The organism is Streptomyces sp. NPDC059679, from assembly GCF_042734105.1.
GTDB lineage: Bacteria > Actinomycetota > Actinomycetes > Streptomycetales > Streptomycetaceae > Streptomyces.
The window spans coordinates 49,608-70,809 of record NZ_JBHWES010000049.1; the positions used below are offsets into that span (position 1 = coordinate 49,608).

At 71.4% G+C, this 21,202-nt stretch carries 19 protein-coding genes; 9 read left to right on the forward strand and 10 right to left on the reverse strand.

Annotation, left to right across the window (positions count from 1 at the left end):
• Positions 1-73: 73 nt before the first annotated feature.
• From ACFV2X_RS37640 to ACFV2X_RS37665, 6 genes are all read left to right on the forward strand, one after another.
• Positions 74-1,909: a phosphatidylglycerol lysyltransferase domain-containing protein gene (locus tag ACFV2X_RS37640; protein WP_385625591.1), complete on the forward strand. Its 1,836-nt coding sequence runs from the start codon at positions 74-76 to the stop codon at positions 1,907-1,909.
• 92 nt (positions 1,910-2,001) lie between these two features.
• Positions 2,002-2,877, forward strand: coding sequence for a dihydropteroate synthase (folP, locus tag ACFV2X_RS37645; protein WP_385625592.1), 876 nt, complete (start codon positions 2,002-2,004; stop codon positions 2,875-2,877).
• On the forward strand, positions 2,874-3,365 hold the full coding sequence (locus ACFV2X_RS37650) for a nuclear transport factor 2 family protein (protein ID WP_385625594.1): 492 nt from the start codon (positions 2,874-2,876) through the stop codon (positions 3,363-3,365). The genes folP and ACFV2X_RS37650 overlap by 4 nt, the downstream gene beginning before the upstream one ends.
• 246 nt (positions 3,366-3,611) lie before the next feature.
• A complete protein-coding gene (gene folB / locus ACFV2X_RS37655) occupies positions 3,612-3,971 on the forward strand; it encodes a dihydroneopterin aldolase (protein ID WP_014178507.1) in 360 nt (119 codons plus the stop codon).
• Positions 3,968-4,561 carry a 2-amino-4-hydroxy-6-hydroxymethyldihydropteridine diphosphokinase gene (folK, locus tag ACFV2X_RS37660; protein WP_089512708.1) on the forward strand — a complete coding sequence of 198 codons (594 nt, stop codon included), beginning with the start codon at positions 3,968-3,970 and terminating at the stop codon, positions 4,559-4,561. The genes folB and folK overlap by 4 nt, the downstream gene beginning before the upstream one ends.
• Before the next feature lie 107 nt (positions 4,562-4,668).
• Positions 4,669-5,163 (forward strand): DUF3180 domain-containing protein, encoded by a 495-nt coding sequence (locus ACFV2X_RS37665; protein WP_385625596.1) that lies wholly within the window; start codon positions 4,669-4,671, stop codon positions 5,161-5,163.
• Positions 5,164-5,212: 49 nt separating this feature from the next.
• On the opposite strand, the gene folE is transcribed toward ACFV2X_RS37665, so the two are convergent.
• From folE to dacB, 6 genes are all read right to left on the reverse strand, one after another.
• Positions 5,213-5,818, reverse strand: a complete 606-nt coding sequence (folE, locus tag ACFV2X_RS37670) for a GTP cyclohydrolase I FolE (RefSeq protein WP_385625598.1) — start codon at positions 5,816-5,818, stop codon at positions 5,213-5,215.
• Positions 5,819-5,992: 174 nt separating this feature from the next.
• Positions 5,993-8,029, reverse strand: a complete 2,037-nt coding sequence (gene ftsH, locus ACFV2X_RS37675; RefSeq protein ID WP_089512711.1) for an ATP-dependent zinc metalloprotease FtsH — start codon at positions 8,027-8,029, stop codon at positions 5,993-5,995.
• A gap of 280 nt (positions 8,030-8,309) precedes the next feature.
• A complete protein-coding gene (gene hpt / locus ACFV2X_RS37680; RefSeq protein WP_385625652.1) occupies positions 8,310-8,849 on the reverse strand; it encodes a hypoxanthine phosphoribosyltransferase in 540 nt (179 codons plus the stop codon).
• A gap of 60 nt (positions 8,850-8,909) precedes the next feature.
• Positions 8,910-10,043, reverse strand: coding sequence for a tRNA lysidine(34) synthetase TilS (tilS, locus tag ACFV2X_RS37685; protein WP_385625601.1), 1,134 nt, complete (start codon positions 10,041-10,043; stop codon positions 8,910-8,912).
• A 192-nt stretch (positions 10,044-10,235) separates the two neighbouring features.
• On the reverse strand, positions 10,236-11,369 hold the full coding sequence (locus ACFV2X_RS37690) for a zinc-dependent metalloprotease (RefSeq protein WP_385625603.1): 1,134 nt from the start codon (positions 11,367-11,369) through the stop codon (positions 10,236-10,238).
• A 48-nt stretch (positions 11,370-11,417) separates the two neighbouring features.
• Complete coding sequence (gene dacB, locus ACFV2X_RS37695; protein ID WP_385625605.1) at positions 11,418-13,001, reverse strand: D-alanyl-D-alanine carboxypeptidase/D-alanyl-D-alanine-endopeptidase; 1,584 nt, start codon at positions 12,999-13,001, stop codon at positions 11,418-11,420.
• Between the two features lie 86 nt (positions 13,002-13,087).
• Here dacB and ACFV2X_RS37700 point away from each other — a divergent pair, with 86 nt between their 5' ends.
• Positions 13,088-13,582 carry an inorganic diphosphatase gene (locus ACFV2X_RS37700; protein WP_014178498.1) on the forward strand — a complete coding sequence of 165 codons (495 nt, stop codon included), beginning with the start codon at positions 13,088-13,090 and terminating at the stop codon, positions 13,580-13,582.
• A 141-nt stretch (positions 13,583-13,723) separates the two neighbouring features.
• Here the strand turns inward: ACFV2X_RS37700 and ACFV2X_RS37705 are convergent, their stop codons facing one another.
• The 3 genes from ACFV2X_RS37705 to ACFV2X_RS37715 all read right to left on the reverse strand — a co-directional run bounded on the left by ACFV2X_RS37705 (position 13,724) and on the right by ACFV2X_RS37715 (position 17,355).
• Positions 13,724-15,436, reverse strand: a complete 1,713-nt coding sequence (locus ACFV2X_RS37705) for a threonine/serine exporter family protein (protein WP_385625607.1) — start codon at positions 15,434-15,436, stop codon at positions 13,724-13,726.
• A gap of 159 nt (positions 15,437-15,595) precedes the next feature.
• A complete protein-coding gene (locus tag ACFV2X_RS37710; RefSeq protein WP_385625609.1) occupies positions 15,596-16,363 on the reverse strand; it encodes a DedA family protein in 768 nt (255 codons plus the stop codon).
• Between the two features lie 233 nt (positions 16,364-16,596).
• The gene (locus ACFV2X_RS37715; protein ID WP_385625611.1) at positions 16,597-17,355 is read right to left on the reverse strand and encodes a MerR family transcriptional regulator; all 759 of its coding nucleotides are present in this window, start codon (positions 17,353-17,355) and stop codon (positions 16,597-16,599) included.
• A gap of 120 nt (positions 17,356-17,475) precedes the next feature.
• Between ACFV2X_RS37715 and leuE the strand changes: the two genes are divergently transcribed.
• The gene (leuE, locus tag ACFV2X_RS37720) at positions 17,476-18,165 is read left to right on the forward strand and encodes a leucine efflux protein LeuE (RefSeq protein WP_385625613.1); all 690 of its coding nucleotides are present in this window, start codon (positions 17,476-17,478) and stop codon (positions 18,163-18,165) included.
• 91 nt (positions 18,166-18,256) lie between these two features.
• Complete coding sequence (locus ACFV2X_RS37725) at positions 18,257-19,681, forward strand: glutamate decarboxylase (protein ID WP_385625614.1); 1,425 nt, start codon at positions 18,257-18,259, stop codon at positions 19,679-19,681.
• A gap of 67 nt (positions 19,682-19,748) precedes the next feature.
• On the opposite strand, the gene ACFV2X_RS37730 is transcribed toward ACFV2X_RS37725, so the two are convergent.
• Positions 19,749-21,128: a hypothetical protein gene (locus ACFV2X_RS37730; protein ID WP_385625616.1), complete on the reverse strand. Its 1,380-nt coding sequence runs from the start codon at positions 21,126-21,128 to the stop codon at positions 19,749-19,751.
• Positions 21,129-21,202 lie beyond the last annotated feature (74 nt).

The window sequence follows — 21,202 nt, forward strand, 5'->3', positions numbered from 1 at the left end:
CGTCTTGGTAGGCGCGAAATGTCCAGATACTGCGTCAGAGTCGGATCTCTAGACCGGAGCGACGGGAAAGCGAATGTCTGACAGTCAAGATGCCGAAAAGTCCGGAAGGGTTGCCTCCCGGGCACCGAGGCTGCCCCGCGGACCCCGGCCGGAGGCTGTGCCGACCGCCGTGGGCACCGCCTGCACGCTGATCGGACTGCTGAACATCGTTTTTCCACGACTCCGCTACAGCAAGGTGCACGCCCTCGCCGACGTGCTGCCGGGCGCGGTGAGTTCGCTGGCCGCCGCCGCGTCCATCGTGGTGGGGCTGTTGTTGCTGATGCTGGCGCACGGGCTGAAGCGGCGTAAGCGGCGCGCCTGGGTCGCCGCCGTGGGGCTGCTGCCGGTCGGCGCGGCCGCCCAGCTGCTGTACCGGCACTCCATATGCGGGGCGGTGCTCTCGCTGGTGCTGCTCGGCGTCATGATCCGCTACCGCCGGGAGTTCGCGGCGCTGCCGGATCCGCGCAGCCGCTGGATGGCGCTGGCCAACTTCGTGGTGCTGGGCGCGGTGAGCGTCGGGATCGGACTGCTGATCGTACGATCGCACCCCGAGGACGTCATGGGACGGCCGTCGTTCCAGGAGCAGCTGGAGCATGTGCTGTGGGGGCTGTTCGGCTTCGAGGGGCCGGTCGGCTACCGGGACGGCACGGACTACACCGTCGGCTACTCCCTCGGCGCGCTCGGCCTGCTGACCGTCGCGACCACCGCCTACCTCGCCTTCCGCCCCGAGCATCCCGCCGCCCGGCTGACCCCCGCGGACGAGGAGCGGCTGCGCGAGCTGCTCGCCGCGCACGGGCGCCGCGACTCGCTGGGCCACTTCGCGCTCCGCCGCGACAAGGGCGTGGTCTTCTCGCCGAGCGGCAAGGCCGCCGTCTGCTACCGGGTCGTCTCCGGGGTGATGCTCGCCAGCGGCGACCCGGTCGGCGATGTGGAGGCCTGGCCGGGCGCCATCTCCCGCTTCATGGAGGAGGCGCGGGCGCACTCCTGGACCCCGGCGGTCATGGGGTGCAGCGAGACCGGGGGCGAGGTGTGGACCCGGGAGACCGGCCTCGACGCGCTGGAGCTGGGCGACGAGGCCATCGTGGACGTGGCGGACTTCACGCTGTCCGGGCGCGCCATGCGCAACGTCCGCCAGATGGTCAAGCGCATCGAGCGGGCCGGGTACGAGACCCGGGTACGGCGCGCCAGTGACCTGAGCGAGGACGAGCTGGAGACCATCCGGCAGGCCGCCGCGGGCTGGCGGGGCACCGACACCGAGCGGGGCTTCTCCATGGCGCTGGGCCGGATCGGCGACCCGGCGGACGGGGACTCGGTCATCGCCACCGCCCACAAGGCCCCCGGCGAGGGAGCCGAGCCCGGCCCGTACGGGGACCTCAAGGCCGTACTGCACTTCGTGCCGTGGGGCCGGGACGGGATGTCGCTGGACCTCATGCGCCGCGACCGCGGCGCCGACCCGGGCATGAACGAACTGCTGATCGTCGCCTCCCTGCAAGCCGCCGGGGGGCTCGGGGTCAGCCGGGTGTCGCTGAACTTCGCGATGTTCCGCTCCGCGCTGGCGCGCGGCGAGAAGCTGGGCGCGGGGCCGGTGCTGCGGGGCTGGCGGGGGCTGCTGGTGTTCCTGTCGCGCTGGTTCCAGATCGAGTCGCTGTACAAGTTCAACGCCAAGTTCCAGCCGCGCTGGGAGCCGCGCTTCGTGGTCTTCCGCAACACCCGCGACCTGCCGCGCATCGGGTTGGCCGCGATGCAGGCCGAGGGCTTCGTCTCGCTGGCCCTGCCCCGGCTGCTGCGCCGCGGGCGGCGCCCCGAGCCGAGGCCCTGCGCCCACCAGGGCGTGGCCGCCTCGCGCGGCGGCCTCGAACAGGCCGCGTGACACGCCCGCTCGGCCCGTGTGACGCGCCCGCTGTCCTGGGCGCGGGCGGGCGCGGGCGAGGCAGCTCCTGCTCGTACGCCTAGGCTGGGGTCATGAGGACGTTGCGTGAACGGGGCCGGGTGGCCGGACTGCCGGAGTGGGACCGGTGCGCGGTGATGGGCGTGGTCAATGTCACGCCCGACTCGTTCTCCGACGGCGGTCAGTGGTTCGACACCGAGCTGGCCGTCAAGCACGGCCTGGACCTGGCCGCCGCCGGGGCGGACCTGGTGGACGTCGGGGGCGAGTCGACCCGCCCGGGCGCGCCGCGCGTCGACGAGGCCGAGGAGCTGCGCCGGGTGGTCCCGGTGGTGCGCGAGCTGGCCGCCGCGGGGCTCGTGGTCAGCGTGGACACCATGCGCGCGTCGGTCGCCGAGCGCGCGGTCGAGGCCGGGGCGCGGCTGGTCAACGATGTGAGCGGGGGTGGCGCCGACCCGGCGATGGTCCCGATGGTGGCCGCCGCCGGGGTGCCCTTCGTGGTGATGCACTGGCGCGGCCAGTCGATCGACATGAACAACCGCGCGGTCTACGGGGATGTGGTCGGCGAGGTCGTCGCGGAGCTGCGAACGAGCCTGGAGCGGGCGGTGGCCGGCGGCGTCGATCCGGAGCGGATCGTGGTCGACCCCGGCCTCGGCTTCGCGAAGGACGCCGAGCACGACCTGGCGCTCGTCGCCCGGCTGGGCGCACTGCGGGAGCTGGGCCGGCCACTGCTGGTGGCGGCCTCGCGGAAGCGGTTCCTGGGGCGCGTACTGGCCGGGGACGGCGGCAGCCCACCCCGCGCCCGGGAGCGGGACGCGGCGACGGCGGCGGTCTCGGCGATCGCGGCGCGGGAAGGCGCATGGGCGGTGCGGGTGCACGAGGTGCGCGCGAGCGCCGACGCGGTGCGCGTGGCCCGGGCGATCGAAGCGGCGGACACGGCGGGAGCGGTGTGACTTCCCTGACGGACAGCGAGCGGGTGGCACTGGCCAACACCGCGCTGTACGAGGCCATGGAGCAGGGCGACCACGGGGCGATGTCGCGGCTGTGGCTCGACGACCCGGACACCGAGGTCTCCTGTGTGCACCCGGGCTGGCCGGTGCTGCGCGGGCGCGGCGAGGTGCTCCGTTCCTACGCGCTGATCATGGCGAACACCGACTACATCCAGTTCTTCCTGACGGATGTGGAGGTGTCGATCATGTCCGACACCGCGATGGTGACCTGTACGGAGAACATCCTCAGCGGCGCCCCGGCCGAGGAAGAGGGCCAGCTCGGCCCGCTGGTGGGGCAGCTGGTGGTGGCCACGAACGTCTTCCGGCGGACCGAGGACGGCTGGAAGGTGTGGGCGCACCACGGATCGCCGGTGCTGGCGGAGCAGGACGAGAACAATGCCGCGGCGGAGCCCGAGGGCCCGGACGACGACCCGGATCAGCTGCTGCCCTGAGCGCCGCGCCCACAACGTCACATCGCGTACCCCGCCCGTGAAACCGTGCGTGAGATCTGCGCCAAGGGCGGGTAGGGGGAAGTGGCGCGGGGGCTCCTGGAGCGCGCGCCACGGGCCCCCGTGGGCGAGTGCTGTCCTTGCTCGCAGGTAGATTCGAAGGAGGTGCCCCCGCCGACGGTGGGGGACGGGTGGTGCGTTCCGGGCAGATCGGACGTGCCCCGACCGACGACAGCAGGAGTGATTCGGGTGGATCGTGTCGCGCTGCGCGGCCTGAAGGCCCGCGGGCACCATGGGGTTTTCCCCCATGAGCGCGAGGAGGGCCAGACCTTCGTCGTGGACCTGGTGCTCGGCCTGGACACCCGGCCCGCCGCGGCCACCGACGACCTCACCAAGACCGTCCACTACGGCGTGGTGGCCGAGGAGGTCGTGGAGGTGGTGGAGGGGGAGCCGGTGGCCCTGATCGAAACCCTCGCCGACCGGATCGCCGAGCGGTGCCTCAAGCACGAGCAGGTGCGGGAGGTCGAGGTCGTGGTGCACAAGCCGGAGGCCCCGATCACCGTGCCCTTCGACGACGTGACCATCACCATCACCCGGAGCCGAGCATGAGCAGCAGCGACCCGACCGTGCAGCCCGTCCCTGCCTCCGTCGTGGAGCGGGTGGACGCGGCCGATGTGACGTTGTCGAATCCGAAATGGGCGGTGATCTCGCTCGGCAGCAATCTGGGCAATCGCCTGGAGACCCTGCAGGGCGCGGTCGACGCGTTGGAGGACACCCCGGGCCTGCGGGTCAAGGCGGTCTCTCCGGTGTACGAGACCGAGCCGTGGGGGGTGGAACCGGGCACCCAGGCGACGTATTTCAACGCCGTGGTGCTGATCAAAACGACGCTGCCGCCCTCCTCGCTGCTGGAGCGGGGACACGCCATCGAGGAGGCGTTCGAGCGGGTGCGCGATGAGCGCTGGGGCCCCCGGACGCTGGATGTGGACATCGTCACGTACCAGGACGTGATCTCTGACGACCCGGTGCTCACCCTGCCGCACCCCCGCGCCCACGAGCGCGCCTTCGTGCTCGTCCCCTGGCACGACGTGGACCCGGGGGCCGAGGTCCCGGGGCTCGGGGCGGTCTCGCGGCTGCTGGCCGAGGTGGGCCAGGAGGGCGTACAGGCGCGGGCGGACCTGGAACTGCGGCTGCCCGAATAGACGTTGATCTCGTGGGTCCCGAATCACATGGATTCCACGGATCCCGTAGATTCCGCGCGACTGCGTACGACTTCGCGATTACGTACGACTTGAGGGGCGACCGCTCGGTGAAGCAACTTCGGATCAGGGTGCTGCTCGGGCTGTTCGTCGTGGCCGGTGTGGTGTCATGGGCGGGCGCCCGGCTGTGGGACACGCTGGGCTCGCTGCCCAGCGTGCCGGTGGCCGCGCCGATCGTGCTGGCCCTGATCGCGGTCGTGCTGGCCGCGACCGCCCTGTCCCTGCGGGCCCGGCTGCGCGCCCAGCGCGAGCGCCGGCCCGGCGCGAAGGGCGTGGATCCGCTGGTGGCCGCCCGCGCGGTGGTCTTCGGCCAGGCGAGCGCGCTGGTGGCGGCGCTGGTCTCGGGGATGTACGGCGGGGTCGGGGTGTTTCTGCTGCTGGAGCAGCTGGATGTGCCCGCCCGCAAGGACCAGGCGATCTACGCGGCGGCTTCGGTGCTGGCAGGGGCGGCCGTGGTCGCCGCCGCGTTCTTCCTGGAGCGGGTCTGCAAACTGCCCGAGGACGACGACACCGGGAACGGGCCGGGCGCGGCAGCCCGGGCGTAGCTCAGCACGGCGGCGATAGGCAGCAATTACGCGGCAATACGGCGCGCGGCTAGCGCGCCATGATGAGGCTCATCGCCTCGGCGCGGGTCGCCGGGTCGCGCAGCTGACCGCGTACGGCCGAGGTGAGCGTCTTGGCCCCCGGCTTGCGCACCCCGCGCATGGTCATGCACATGTGCTCGCATTCGACCACCACGATCACACCGCGCGGCTCCAGGATCCGCATCAGGGAGTCGGCGATCTGCGTGGTCAGCCGCTCCTGGACCTGCGGGCGGCGGGCGAAGACATCGACCAGCCGGGCCAGCTTGGACAGCCCGGTGATCTTGCCGTCGTTGGACGGGATATAGCCGACGTGGGCGACGCCCACGAAGGGCACCAGGTGGTGCTCGCACGAGGACATCACCTCAATGTCCTTCACCAGCACCATCTCGTCATGGCCCAGGTCGAAGGTCGTGGTCAGGACCTCCTCGGGCTTCTGATGCAGCCCCGCGAATATCTCCCGGTACGCACGGGCCACCCGCCCCGGGGTCTCCCGCAGCCCCTCCCGGTCCGGGTCCTCGCCGACGGCGATAAGCAGCTCGCGGATCGCCTGCTCGGCGCGCTTTTCGTCGAACACGCCGACGGGGCCCTGGCCGTCCAGCGAGATGGGGTCGGTCATGGAGCTGCCTCGTTCCTCATGCGCACCGAAAAGACGTGAAACCTCAAAACGCGAAACCTCAAAAACGCGGATGCCGCGCCCCCCAGGCTAGAACCTGGGGGGCGCGGCATTCATTCCGGGTCGGTTTGGGCCGCTACGGGCCTGTGCGGCCCGCGGACGATCCTCTCCGTCGCGTCAGCTCTCGGGACCGGCCTCTTCCGGGCGCTCCGCGCTGTCCTCGGGGGTGGTGGCCTTCGCGAGACCGGCCGCCGACGGGGGCTGGGCACCGTTGGCCGGGGCGAGCTCCCGGGGGGAGAGCACCGGCGGGCGGGTGGAGGGCATACGCCGCGAGGAACCGGTCCAGGCCGGGCGGGCCGGGCGCCTGACGATCGGGGCGAAGATCTCGGCGATCTCCTCCTTGTTGAGCGTCTCCTTCTCCAGCAGCGCCAGGACCAGGTTGTCCAGGACGTCGCGGTTCTCGACGAGGATCTCCCACGCCTCGTTGTGCGCGGACTCGATGAGCTTCTTGACCTCCTCGTCGACCAGCGCGGCGACCTCTTCGGAGTAGTCGCGCTGGTGAGCCATCTCACGGCCCAGGAACGGCTCGGAGTTGTCGGAGCCGAACTTGATCGCGCCCAGCCGCTCGGTCATGCCGTACTGCGTGACCATCGCGCGGGCGGTGGCCGTGGCCTTCTCGATGTCGTTGGACGCGCCCGTGGTCGGGTCGTGGAAGACAAGCTCCTCGGCGGCGCGGCCACCCATCATGTAGGCGAGCTGGTCCAGCATCTCGTTGCGCGTGGTCGAGTACTTGTCCTCGTCGGGCAGGACCATGGTGTAACCCAGGGCCCGGCCGCGGGAGAGGATGGTGACCTTGTGCACCGGGTCGCTGTTCGGAGAGGCCGCCGCGACCAGGGCGTGACCGCCCTCGTGGTACGCGGTGATCTTCTTCTCCTTCTCGCTCATGATCCGGGTCCGCTTCTGCGGACCGGCCACGACGCGGTCGATCGCCTCGTCCAGGAAGTGGTTGTCGATCAGCTTCTTGTCACTGCGGGCCGTCAGCAGCGCGGCCTCGTTCAGCACATTGGACAGATCGGCACCGGTGAAGCCGGGGGTGCGGCGGGCGACGGCCGAGAGGTCGACGTCCGGCGCGACCGGCTTGCCCTTCTGGTGGACCTTGAGGATCTCCAGGCGGCCCTGCATATCCGGGCGGTCCACGGCGATCTGCCGGTCGAAGCGGCCCGGGCGCAGCAGCGCCGGGTCCAGGATGTCGGGCCGGTTGGTGGCGGCGATCAGGATGACGCCGCCCTTCACATCAAAGCCGTCCATCTCGACCAGCAGCTGGTTCAGTGTCTGCTCGCGCTCGTCGTGACCGCCGCCCATGCCGGCGCCGCGGTGGCGGCCGACGGCGTCGATCTCGTCGACGAAGACGATCGCCGGAGCGTTCGCCTTGGCCTGCTCGAACAGGTCGCGGACGCGGGAGGCACCCACACCCACGAACATCTCGACGAAGTCGGAGCCGGAGATCGAGTAGAAGGGGACACCCGCCTCGCCCGCGACGGCGCGCGCGAGCAGCGTCTTACCGGTGCCGGGCGGGCCGTACAGCAGCACGCCCTTGGGAATCTTGGCTCCCACGGCCTGGAACTTCGCCGGCTCCTGCAGGAACTCCTTGATCTCCTGGAGCTCCTCGACGGCCTCGTCGGCCCCGGCCACGTCCGAGAACGTCGTCTTCGGGGTGTCCTTGGTGATCAGCTTGGCCTTCGACTTCCCGAAGTTCATCACTCGGGAGCCGCCGCCCTGCATCTGGTTCATCAGGAACAGGAAGACCACGACGATCAGCACGAACGGGAGCAGCGACAGCAGGATCCCGACGAACGGGTTCTGCTTCGACGTCGAGACGTTGTACCCGTCCGGGATCCCGCCCTGCTTCTGAGCATTGGCCTGCAAGGTCCGGGCGATGTCGAGGCCCTGGTCACCGATGTAGGTGGCCTGGAGCTTCCTGCTGCCCGAGATCTTGGCGACGTTGTCCTTGAGCTCGATCTTGATCTTGTGCTCGTCGCCGGTCGTCAGCTCGGCGGACTGGACCTGGTTCCGGTTGATCGCCTTGACGACCTGGCTGGTGTCCACCGACTTGTAGCCGCCGGACGAGCCGACGACCTGCATCAACACGACCACGGCGAGGACGGCCAGCACGATCCACATGACCGGCCCACGGAAGTAGCGCTTCACGTCCATCCATACGGGGCGATGCCGCCCCGTCCCTCCTGCCACAGTGAGGCACGGCAGCCCTGGAGGGGCGCCTGTGCGTGCGGTGTATTGCGGTGTATGAGCTGTGTAATCCTCAGTCTCAAAAAAGACTGACCTTCGGACGGTACCCCAGCATTGTCACCCGACGCCGCCGTGGACTGTTAACAAATCCGCCTTCCCCTGCTCCAACGGCGGGAAACCGCGCCAGGTTCCCAGGCGGTTCCGGTGCCATCCGAGCAGGGGCTCAGCCGCCCTCCGGGAAGGGCGCTCAGCCGCCGTACACGTGCGGCGCGAGCGTGCCGACGAAGCGCAGGTTGCGGTACTTCTCGGCGTAGTCGAGGCCATAGCCGACGACGAACTCGTTGGGGATGTCGAACCCGACCCATTTCACGTCGATGGCGACCTTGGCCGCCTCCGGCTTGCGCAGCAGGGTGCACACGTTCAGCGAGGCGGGCTCGCGCGAGCCCAGGTTGGACAGCAGCCACGACAGCGTCAGGCCGGAGTCGATGATGTCCTCGACGATCAGGACGTGCTTGCCCTTGATGTCGGTGTCCAGGTCCTTGAGGATGCGGACCACGCCCGAGGACTGGGTGCCCGCGCCGTACGAGGACACGGCCATCCAGTCCATGGTGACCGGGGTGGACAGGGCGCGTGCCAGGTCCGCCATGACCATCACCGCGCCCTTGAGGACTCCGATGATCAGCAGATCCTTGCCCGCGTACTCCGCGTCGATCTTGGCGGCCAGTTCGGCCAGCTTCGCGTTGATCTCTTCCTCGGTGATGAGGACCGACTTGAGGTCGGTGCCCATGTCCTTGTCGTCCACCCGCGCCACTCTCGTTAGGGTTACCGGCTTCACTGGCTGGGCGGGTCAGCCCTGCCGGATGACCAGTCTGCCACCCTCCCGGCGGACCTCCACGCGGCCCGGGAGGTTGAGGGCCCGCTGACCGCGCCAGCCGGTGATCAGGCGGTCCACCTCTTCGATGTGGCGGGCGAAGAGCGAACCGGCGGGGGCGCCCGCGGCGATCGCGGCGCGGCGCAGCACCCGGCGGCGGACGGCGGGGGGCAGCGCGTGCAGCCCGACGGCGTCGAGCTCGACGGCGGCGGGCCCCACAGCGGCGGGCTCGGCGGATGGGAGTTCGGCAGCGCATTGGGCGGCGTCGGGTTCGGCGGGGGCCTCGACGCCGGCCGGGGCGGCCCCGGCGGGCCGCACATCGGTCCGCACCTCCGCCTCCGCCTGGGCGGCCCAGGCGTCGAGCGCGTCGGCGTCGTCGCGTGAGAGCTGGGCGGTGCGGGCCAGCGCCTCGACGACGCCCTTGCCGAGGGCCTTCTCCAGGATGGGCAGCGCCTCGTGGCGGACCCGGGAGCGGGTGTAGGCCGGGTCCACGTTGTGCGGGTCGTCCCATACGGGCAGCGACTGGGCCAGGCACGCCCGGCGGACGGTCTGCCGGTCGAGCCGCAGGAAGGGGCGGCGGTAGCGGCCGCCCGCCCCGGAGACCTGGGCCATACCGGACAGCGAGCGGATACCGGAGCCGCGGGCCAGCCCCAGCAGGACCGTCTCGGCCTGGTCGTCGCGGGTGTGGCCGAGCAGCACGGCGACCGCGCCATGGCGCTCGGCCGCGGCGTCGAGGGCGGCGTAGCGCGCGTCACGGGCGGCGGCCTCGGGACCGCCGTCCCGGCCGACGGACACGCCGATGCACTCGACCGGCTCGAGCCCGAGCAGCCGCAGCCGCTCGGCGACCTCGGCCGCGCGCACCTCGGAGCCGTCCTGCAGACCGTGGTCGACGGTGACCCCTCCGGCGCGCACCCCGAGCTTGGGGGCTTCGAAGGCGAGGGCGGAGGCGAGCGCCATGGAGTCGGCGCCGCCGGAGCAGGCGACGAGCACCAGGGGCGCCGCGGCGGGGGCGGGGGGCGAGGGCGGCGAGGTCGAGGGGTTGACGAGTACGTCGTGGAGGACGCGGCGGACCGCCAGGCGTATCGCGGCGACCGCTGGATGGGGACCCATGTCCGTTTCCCATCTGTCGTTCGAGGGGGTGCCTCGGGGCCGTTACGAGGGTTTTGTCACACAGAGTTCGTCACACAGGGCTCGTCACGCTGAGTACGTCGATGGTGACAGAAGTGCGCTGTTCCCCGAGCATCGCACGCCTACCCGTCGCTCACGGTCCCTCGGACGGGTGATTAAGAGGGCATAGCGCCCCTATGAATCCGTCCTACGGTGCACCCGCGCGACCCAGTCCGCGGGTTTGCTGATCTCCGTTTTGGTCGGAAGCGTGTTCGGAGAGGTCCAGACGCGGTTGAAGCCGTCCATTCCGACCTGGTCCACGACGGACCGTACGAACCGCTCCCCGTCCCGGTACTGCCGCAGCTTGGCGTCGAGCCCCAGCAGCTTGCGCAGCGCCTGGTCCAGCCGGCCCGCGCCGCTGGCCCGGCGCTTCTGGAACTTCTCGCGGATCTCCGCGACGGACGGCACGACCTCGGGCCCCACCCCGTCCATCACATAGTCCGCATGCCCCTCGAGCAGCGACATCACGGCGGTCAGCCGGCCCAGAATCTCCCGCTGGGCCGGGGTCTGCACCAGCTCGATGATGCTGGGCGTGCTGCCCTCCCGGTCGCCGTCCGCCTCCGGGCGGCCGCCGCCCAGCGACTGCACGGCCTCGCGGAACCGCTCCAGGAGGGTGGCCGGGTCCACCTCGGTCTCGCCGAGGAACGCCTGGATCTCGGACTCGATGTGGTCGCGCAGCCAGGGCACCGCGGTGAACTGCGTACGGTGCGTCTCCTCGTGCAGACACACCCACAGCCGGAAGTCGTGCGGGGCGACGTCCAGCTCGCGCTCGACGTGCACCACGTTGGGCGCCACCAGCAGCAGCCGCCCGCCGCCCGAGGAGGCGGGCAGGTCACGGCTCGGCGGCGCGAACGTCTCGTACTGGCCGAGCACCCGGGAGGCCAGGAAGGACAGCAGCATCCCCAGCTCCACCCCGGTGACCTTGCCGCCGACCGCGCCGAGCACCGCGCCGCCCGGCAGCCCGCCGCGCCGCTCCTGCATCTTGCCCAGCAGCGGCTTCAGCACCTCACGGAAGCCCGCCACGTTCGCCTTGATCCAGCCCGCGCGGTCCACGACGAGAACCGGGGTGTCCGAGCCCGGTCCGCCCGCCGGGGCCATTCGGGTGAACGCCCGGACGTGCTCCTCCGAGGACTTGGCGTACCGGCGCAGCTCCGCGACGACGGCGCGCGCCTCGTCCCGGCTCACGTCGGGGCCCGGCCGCACCAGCCGGGTCGCGGTCGCGACCGCGAGGTTCCAGTCGACCATCTCCGCACCACCGATGCTCGTCATGGCTTCACGGTACGTGGCGCGCGGTCCTTCCGGGAGGCGACGAGGTCATCAGCGGCAGCCGCAGTTCGCGAGTGCGGACGCCATGCGGTCCAGCGCGCGCTGTGCGCCCTGGGGGTCGGTGGTTCCGTTCGTCATAAACGCGAAGACCAGAAGGCGGCCGTCCGCGTCGACGACGGCGCCCGCGAGCGTGTTGACGCCCGTCAGGGTCCCGGTCTTCGCCCGGACCACGCCACGGCCGACCGCCTCCTGCGCATAGCGCCCGCGCAGCGTCCCGGTGAAGCCGGCCACCGGCAGACCGGTGAGGACCGATCGCAGCTCGGGGTGGTCGGGGTCGGCGGCGCGCACCAGGACCTGGGCGAGCAGGGCCGCGGACACATGGTCGGCCCGGTCCAGGCCGCTGCCGTCGACGATACGGGCGCCCGACAGCGGCAGCCGGAGCTTGTCCAGCCGGTCCATGACGGCCCGTCCCGCGCCGTCGAAGCTGGCGGGTTCGCCGGCGGCGATGGCGGTCTGCCGGGCGAGGGCTTCGGCGATGTCGTTGTCGCTGTTGGTCAGCGCCCGCTCGACCAGGGAGGACAGCGGCTGGGAGCGGACGGTGGCGAGCGGCCGCGCCTTCTTCCCGTCCTTGGCGGCTTTCACGGACCGCGGCTCGCCCTTCACGTCGATCCCGCGGTCGCGCAGCATCGTGGCGAACTCCTCCGCCGCGTCGGCGGCGGGGTCGTGGGAGCGGGGGGCCGGGCCGTGGTCGCTGTCGTCCAGGCGGCCCTCGTCGACCATGAGGGGGGTGACGGGGGAGATGTTCTCGTTGGGGCCGATCGGGTGCAGGACCGGGCCGGAGTAGAGCGAGGTGTCGTAGCCCAGCCGGACGCTTTCGGTGCCGCTCTTCTTGAGCGCCGAGGCCGTCTTGTCGGCCAGCTTGCGCAGGCTGGCCGGGGCGTCGGCGCCCTTGGCGGCGCGGGCGGTGAGGGTGGGGTCGCCGCCGCCGACCAGCACGATGAGGCCCTTGTCCTTACCCTTCGCGCCGTCTCCGTCTCCGTCTCCGTCTCCGTCTCCGGGGACGACGACGGTGGTCTCGATGCGGTGGTCGGGTCCGAGGGCGGAGAGCGCGGCGACGCCGGTCGCCAGCTTGATGATCGAGGCGGGCACCGCCTGGGTGTACGCCTGCGTCCCGTACAGCTGCTGCCCGGTCGCCGAGTCCACGACGGACACCGAGCGCGGTTCGCCCAGCGCCCCGTCGTCCAGCAGCGGCTCCAGCGCGTCGGCCAGGCCCGCCCGGGTGGGCTGCGGAACCGCGTCGTCGCCACTGTCCGGGGAGGGCGCGACGGCGGCCGTGCCCAGCGGAGCCAGCACCGGCGAGGCGCTGGGCACGGGCCGCCCGGGGCCCTCGCCGTGACGCTCGCCACCTGTGCCGGGACTCCCGGCGGCGCGGGCCCGCTCGGCCGTACGCTGCCCGGAGTCCCACGGCCCGGCCGCGAACACCGTCGCGACCGCCACCACCAGGCCGACGACGGCGGAGATCGCCGACAGTCGCCACGTCAGCCGCTGCTCCACCGTGGCGCTCCGCCACCGGCCCGTGGCGCTCTGCCACTGGCTCTGCCACCACCTGACCTGCCACGATCTGGCTTCAGGCACGTCGGACCAGCCCCTTTCGCCACCACACACCTGCGTGGGGGACACTTAATCACCAGACGTATGTGTTGATCATGGAGGAGCCACCCGTGGAGTTCGACGTCACCATCGAGATCCCCAAGGGTTCGCGCAACAAGTACGAGGTGGACCACGAGACGGGGCGCATCCGTCTCGACCGTCGACTCTTCACTTCGACCAGCTACCCGGCTGACTACGGCTTTGTGGAGAACACCCTCGGCGAGGACGGCGACCCGCTGGACGCGCTGGTCATTCTGGACGAGCCGACCTTCCCGGGCTGTCTGATCAAGTGCCGCGCGATCGGCATGTTCCGGATGACGGACGAGGCCGGCGGCGACGACAAGCTGCTGTGCGTGCCCGCGTCCGACCCGCGGGTCGAGCACCTGCGTGATATTCACCACGTTTCGGAGTTCGACCGCCTGGAGATCCAGCACTTCTTCGAGGTCTACAAGGACCTGGAGCCGGGCAAGTCGGTCGAGGGGGCCAACTGGGTGGGCCGCGCCGAGGCCGAGGCCGAGGTCGAGGCGTCCGTGAAGCGGCTGGAGGCTGCGGGCGGCGCGCACTGAGCGTGCCGACTTCTCTTGAGTTGCGCCGAGCCTGTGAGTTGCGCTGAGCCTTAAAACGCTTCGAGGGCTATGGGAAAGGGCGGACCGGTTTTCCGGTCCGCCCTTTGTGTTGCGTCTGCTGCGTAGCGTCAGCGCCGGTTCTCAGAAACCGCGGGTGCGCTTGGCGGCGCGGCGGCCCGACGCCTCGGTCTCGGGCCGCGGGGCCTTCAGGAACAGGCGCGCGGCCTCGTTGCCCAGGTTCACCCCGATGGCGATGGCCAGGGCCAATGCCGCTGCCTGGGTGAGGTGCGCGATACCGCGGTCCAGATTGCCCTGGGCCAGCGACAGCAGGCCGAAGTACGTGGCGCTACCGGGCAGCAGCGGCCCGATGGCGGCCGTGACGTACGGCAGTGCGGACGCGTAGCGATAGCGGGACAGCATCTGCCCGAAGAGCCCCACCAGCCCGGCGGCGACCGTCGTGGCGGCGACCGCGGGGACGCCCGCGGTGTTGTGCAGCGCTCCGTAGACGACCCAGGCGACCCCGCCGTTGAGGGTCACGAACAGCACGGTGTGACGTTCCTGCTGGAGCAGGATGGAGAAGGTCAGCGCGAGCAGCATCGCCGCGACGATCTGCACCACCGGCCGGTCGACCTGGCGCAGCGCCGCCTCCGGGTTGAGCTTGGCGTCCAGTTGGAGGCCCCCGTACAGCACGGTCAGCACGCCGCACACGATCCCGACGATCAGATAGACGACCTCCAGGAGCCGGGCCGCGGCGGTGATGTAATAGCCGGTCAGCCCGTCCTGGACGCCCGCCACCAGCGCCCGCCCGGGGATCAGTGCGAACAGCCCGCCGGTGATCACCGCCGAGGCCTGCAGCCCCACCCCGGCCAGGCTGAGCGCGACGCCCATCGCGGCGGGCGGCATCGCCGCGGCCACGAACTGGTAGAACTCCGGCAGCCCGCGCCCCGAGGCCAGCCAGGCCAGCCGGTCGCCGAGCATCGCGCCGACCGCCGCCGCGAAGAAGACCGGCCAGTCGCCGCCGACCAGCATGCTCGCCGCGCCGGCCAGCGCGCCACCGGCCAGGGTGAGCGCCCATCCGGGGTAGGGGTGGCGGTTACGGCGGATCTCGGCGAGGCGGCGGTATGCCTCCTCCAGGGTGAAGTCCTCGCCGGAGGTGATGTCGTCGACCAGCCGGAAGACGGCGGACAGCCGGGTGTAGTCGGTGCCCCGGCGGCGTACGGTCCGGCTGGCGGTGACCGGGTCGTCGACGAGCGAGGGCTGGTAGCTGACCGACAGCAGGGTGAAGGTGACGGTCGGCTCGCAGCGGTCGAGCCCGTACGCATGCGCCACGCCGAACATCGCCGCCTCGACGTCCTCGGCCCCCTCCCCGCCCGCGAGCAGCAGTTCGCCGATGCGCAGGATCAGGTCCAGTACGCGCGGTACGGCGGGCCCCGCCTCGTCCTGCCGCTCCTGGCGCTCGGGGGCCGGGCGCTCGCTGATCGGCATGCGCAGCATGGTGCGCATCCGGTCCTGCCAGGGGCCCTCATTGGTGAGCTGGATGGCGGGGATGCCGTTGGGCGGGGTGAACGCCGGGAAGTTCGCGGCCTGGCCGCTCTGCGGGCCGGTCTTGACCCCCGCGGGCGGTACGAAGGCCGAACCCTCGGTGTCGGTATCGGTGGCCGGCTCGGGGGCCAGCCCCTCGGGGACGGCGAACTCGGAGGTGGGGTGGTCGTCCTCGGGTACGGGCGGCAAGGGCATCCCGAGCGGCGGGGTGAAGGCGCTGTGCGCCTCATCCGACTGCGGTTTACGGCTCCCCGCCGGCTCCGCCTCCGGCACGCTCGCACCACGCTGACCGCGCTGTCGTTCGGACCCCACGTCGCTTCGCTCCTCACCCGCCTCTGTGCCTGATGTGCGCCGGCCGCCATGCAGCATGGCGGCCACCGAGCCCATTGTGCGGGTCGATGGCCGCCATCCGAAGGGTGGGGGTTGTGGGGTTTGTGCGTGTGGGATTTGTGCGTGTGGGACTGCTGGGCGTCAGCGCTTGGCGTGACGGCCGCGCGACGCCGGGCCCGAGGGCTGCTGCGCCTGGTAGCGCGCCTCGGGGCCGGCTCCCGGCCCGGCCGGGCCCGCCGCGGGGCCCTGGGCGCCCGTCGGCTCCGCCGGGCCCGCCGCGGCCTCCTTCTTGGCCTTGCCGCGGGCGCGCAGGAACTCGATGACGATCGGGATCACCGACAGCAGCACGATGCCGACCAGGATCAGCTCGATATGCGCGTGGACGAAGGCGACCTTCCCGAGCGCGGCCCCGAGCAGGGTGACCCCCACGCCCCACGCGACACCGCCGATGATGTTGAAGATGATGAAGGAGCGGTAGTTCATCCGGCTCACGCCCGCGATGATCGGCGTGAACGTGCGCACGATGGGCACGAAGCGGGCCAGGATCAGCGACTTGGGCCCGTGCTTCTCGAAGAACTCATGGGCCTTCTCCACGTTCTCCTGTTTGAAGAGCTTGGAGTCCGGGCGGCGGAAGAGCGAGGGGCCGACCTTCCGGCCGAAGAGATACCCGACCTGGTCACCGATGACCGCGGCGGCGGCGACGCCGACGCAGACCAGCCACAGGTCCTGCTTGATCACGTCCGTGGTGACCAGCAGGCCCGTGGTGAACAGCAGCGAGTCGCCCGGCAGGAAGAAGCCGATGAGCAGGCCGGACTCCGCGAAGACGATCGCCAGGACGCCGAGCAGGCCGAAGGTTTCGATGAGGTAGTCGGGGTCCAGCCAACTGGGGCCGAGCGCGAGATTGGTCACGGGTGACAGGCTCCTGGGTCGAGGGGTGCAGGCTCGTGCGAGGCCCGGCCGCAGGGTGGGGGCGGACAGGGTGGGGTCATCACAGTGTGCCGCCCAAAGCTATCAACGCCGTGTGCGTTCCCTCGGTTCCCGCTGGCCGTACGCCCGGAGCGAGGCGTACGGCCGGAGCAAGGAGTACGGCCTGAGCGAGGAGTACGGCCTGAGCCGCAGGGCGATGCGGGCGCGCGGCGCGGCTAGCCGTGGCGGGCGGCGTTGGCCGCGATCGCCTCGCGCAGGAATTCGGCGGCCCCGGACCGGATCGAGTCGTAGAACTCCCGGAACCGCTCGTCGGTCACATACGTCTCGCCGATCCCCCGGTGGATCTCGAAGGTGCACTCGTAGAACCACGTGGAGATATGGCGCCGGTGCTCCTCGGCCATGTCCATCGCCCGCTCACCCGAAGCCGGCTCACCCTCCTCCATGAGGGCGGCGAACCGCGCGCTCCAGTCGGCGACCTCCTCCTGTATTTGCCGCCAGTCCTCCTTGGTGTAGCCGGCCGTGCGCCGCTGGGTCTCGGCGTATGTCTCGGTGCCGCCCCAGCGCCGCTCGGCCTCCTCGGCGTATGCCTCGGGGTTCTTGGCCCCGAAGAGCTCGAACTTCTCCTCCGGTGTGAGGTTGATGCCCATCTTCCGTGCCTCCATGGCGTGTTCGACGGCGGCGGCCATCTTCCGGAGCCTTTCGATCCGCTCGGTCAGCACGGCGTGCTGCCGCCGCAGATGCTCCTGCGGATCCACGTCCGGGTCGTCCAGCAGGACCGCCACCTCGTCGAGCGGAAAGCCGAGCTCCCGGTAGAACAGGATCTGCTGCAGCCGGTCCAGGTCGGCGTCGTCGTAACGCCGGTGCCCGGCCCGGCTGCGGGCGCTCGGGCTCAGCAGCCCGATCTCGTCGTAGTGGTGCAGCGTGCGCACCGTGACCCCGGCGAAGCCCGCCACCTGTCCCACGGAGTAGCTCATCGCCCGTCCGCTCCTTCCTCGGTACGCGCTCCACGGTGCGCCCTCACGCGACGTGAGGTGCAAGTCCGTATCCCGGAAACTCGGTGGGAGGTGTCCGGGGCGGCTGGCATCCTGCCTGCTGTGCTGGGAATAACAGATCTTTCGACGTATCTGGCGGGTCTCGCCCTGATCATCCTGCTGCCGGGGCCGAACTCGCTCTATGTGGTCTCCGTCGCCGCCCGCAGCGGCGCGCGCACCGGCTACCGTGCGGCGCTGGGCGTGGTGTGCGGGGACACGGCGCTGATGGTGCTGTCGGCGGGCGGGGTGGCCTCGCTGCTGCAGGCGAGCCCGACGCTCTTCGCCGTGGTGAAGTTCACCGGCGCCGGCTATCTGAGCTGGCTGGCGGTGGGCATGCTGCGCGGGGCGTGGCGGCTGTGGCGGACGCGGGGCTCGCACGGTGCACAGGACGGCCCGGACGGCCCGGCGGTGGCCGGGGCTGAGATTGGGGGTCACGGCGCCAAGGCGGCCGAGCGGCCGTACCGCAAGGCACTGGTGATCAGCCTGCTGAACCCGAAGGCCATTCTGTTCTTCATCTCTTTCTTTGTGCAGTTCGTGGACCCGGACTACGCCCACCCGGTGCTGTCCTTTGTGGCGCTGGGCGCCTGGGTCCAGCTGTTCAGCCTGACGTATCTGTCGGTGCTGATCTTCACCGGCGCGCATCTGGCGGCGGCCTTCCGGCGGCGGAAGCGGCTGACCGCCGGGCTGTCGGCGGCGGCGGGCACGGCGTTCCTGGGGTTCGCGGTGAAGCTGTCGCTGAGCAGCGCGGGGTAGCGGCGCGGGAGCAGGATATTCGCCTGATACGCCCGTATTGTCTCCAAGGTCAGCCGACGGCTCTCATACGACCGAGGGGACTGGGCGGCCCATGACGCTCCACACGGGCAGACACGGCAAGCGGGACGACGGCAGGCGGCGGCGCAGCGTCGCCGTCAACCCCTTCTACGGGGTGGCCGACCCGGTCGGCGTCATGGCCGACGAGGTGCCGCGCAACCGGCTCCCCGACGGCCCGATGGCGCCCCACACCGCTCATCAGCTCGTACACGACGAGCTGATGCTGGACGTCAACGCCCGGCTCAACCTCGCCACCTTCGTCACCACCTGGATGGAGCCACAGGGCGACCAGGTGCTGTTCGAGTGCCGCGACAAGAACCTGATCGACAGGGACGAGTACCCGCGCACCGCCGAGCTGGAGCGGCGCTGCGTCGCGATGCTGGCCCATCTGTGGCACGCCCCCGACCCGGACTCGGTCATGGGCTGCTCCACCACCGGTTCGAGCGAGGCGTGCATGCTCGCCGGAATGGCCTTCAAGCGCCGCTGGGCCAAACGCAACCCGGCACGCTATCCGGACGCGGCCCGGCCCAACCTGGTCATGGGGGTCAACGTCCAGGTCTGCTGGGAGAAGTTCTGCAACTTCTGGGAGGTCGAGGCGCGCCAGGTGCCCATGGAGGGCGACCGGCTCCACCTCGACCCCCAGGCCGCCGCCGACCTGTGCGACGAGAACACCATCGGCGTCGTCACCGTCCTCGGGTCCACCTTCGACGGCTCGTACGAACCCGTCGCGGAGGTTTGCGCCGCGCTTGACGACCTACAGGAGCGCACCGGACTGGACATCCCGGTCCATGTGGACGGCGCGTCGGGCGCGATGGTGGCGCCCTTCCTCGATACGGACCTGGTGTGGGACTTCCGGCTGCCCCGGGTCGCCTCCATCAACACCTCCGGGCACAAGTACGGCCTGGTCTACCCCGGCGTGGGATGGGCGCTGTGGCGCACGGTCGAGAACCTTCCCGAGGAGCTTGTCTTCCGCGTCAACTATCTGGGCGGCGAACTGCCGACCTTCGCGCTGACCTTCTCCCGGCCCGGCTCCCAGGTGGCCGCCCAGTACTACACCTTTCTGCGACTGGGGCGCGAGGGCTACCGCGCCGTGCAGCAGACCACCCGGGACGTGGCGCGCTCGCTGGCCGAGCGGATCGAGGCGCTGGGTGACTTCAGGCTGCTGACGCGCGGGGACGAACTGCCGGTCTTCGCCTTCACCACGGCCGAGGGTGTGCGGAACTTCGATGTGTTCGACGTGTCGCGGCGGCTGCGCGAACACAACTGGCTGGTGCCCGCCTACACCTTCCCGCCGAACCGGCAGGACCTGTCCGTGCTGCGGGTGGTGTGCCGCAACGGATTCACGACGGACCTCTCCGACCTCTTCCTGGAGGACCTGGAGACGCTGCTGCCCGAACTGCGGAGCCAGCCGCACCCGCTGGACCGGCCCGAGAACCTGGCCACGGCCTTCCACCACTGAGCCGGGGCGGGGGCCGGGCCGGATGCTGGGCCGGATGCCCGCCGTCAGCCCGTCCGGGGCGCGGCCGTCAGCCCGTCTGTGAGGTCTCCTGCAGGAACTCGGTCCTGCGCCGGACCGCCTCCAGGGCGCCGGGCCGGCGGCCGGGCACCCGTCCGCGCAGCGATATCAGGAAGGGGGCGAGGGAGCCGGCCCTGGCCGAGTCCTGGACGTACTGCCACTGGTGGTGGGCCCGGTCCACCGCCCCTTCGACGTCCGGGTCGTCGGCGGCCTGGCCATTGCCCAGCCGGGCGTCGGCCACCGACATCCACAGCTCGCAGGCGCGGGCGGGATCGTCGGCGAGGCGCGCGAGGTCGGCCCGTACCTCCAGCCAGTGGATGGCCTCGCCGGAGCGCGGACCTGCCGCGCGAAGGGCCTCCTGCTCCCAGGCCGCCGCCATGGAGGCGGCCTCGCTGTGCCGCCCGGCGTGCGCGGCCTCGAAGATCGCGGCGTGCGGATCCGTCGCGGGCGCGGGCGGCGGGGTCCGTTCCCACTCGGGGGGCGGCGGCGGGGGCGGTAGCGCGGCGAAGGGCTCGGGCACCAGCCCGTCCGGAAGGCGGTCCTGCGGGCGGGGCGCCGGGGCGTCGCCCTCTGCCTCCGCCTCTGCCTCCGCCTCCGCCTGCGTCAGGCTGTCCGCAACGCGCGTCACTATGCCGTTCGCACCGGCGGCCCGGGGCTGGTGCGGGAGGCCCGCGGGAGGGGCCGCCGGGACGTAGGCATGGACGGCGGACCCGTCGAACAGCAGCTCCGGGCCGCCGCCCAGACCCGCCTCGGCGACCGCACGCTCATGCAGCAGCGCGAACGACGCGTCCTCGGCCGCGCCCCGCAGAGCCGCGGCGAACGCCCGGCTGTAGAGCGGCGCCGCGGTCTGCCGCTTGGGCGGAGCGGGCGCGAGGGAGCCGTAGAGGGTGAGCCCGGCCGCCAGCAGCCGGCCGGCCTGAACGGGGTCGGACGACAGCCGCGGCCACGCCGTCTCGTCGGCCACCAGATCGACGAGCACCGTGGAGCTGCCCGCCGGCCGCCGCGCGAGCTCGGCCGCCAGCCAGTGCCAGGGCAGCGCGGTGTAGCGGGCGGTCCTCGGTGTCGTACGGGCCAGCGCGAAGTGCGGCAGCCGCTGCTTGGCGTCAAAGGTGAGCTGGCCCGCCAGATAGATCAACACCGGCCCTTCGTGGGCGGCCGCGGTCCGCAGATGCGTCAACACCGTCTGTGGATCGGCCGGATCCACCAGCTGTACGACGCTCGCCCCGCCCGCGGTCCCCAGTAACGCGGCGGGCGGTACGGCCGCGAGCTGGTGCAGTGCCCCGGCCGCGTCCATCAGCCGCTGTCTGCCACCCGGGGCGGCGGCGACGAGCAGTGCGTAACCGACCCCGCCCGTCGCCCTCGCGTCCGTGTCCCCCCTGTCGTTCACCATGTCAGCACCGTATCCGGAACCACCCACGACGGGTGATGGTGTGGCTCACGCGGCATTCGGGCGTGTTGGACTCG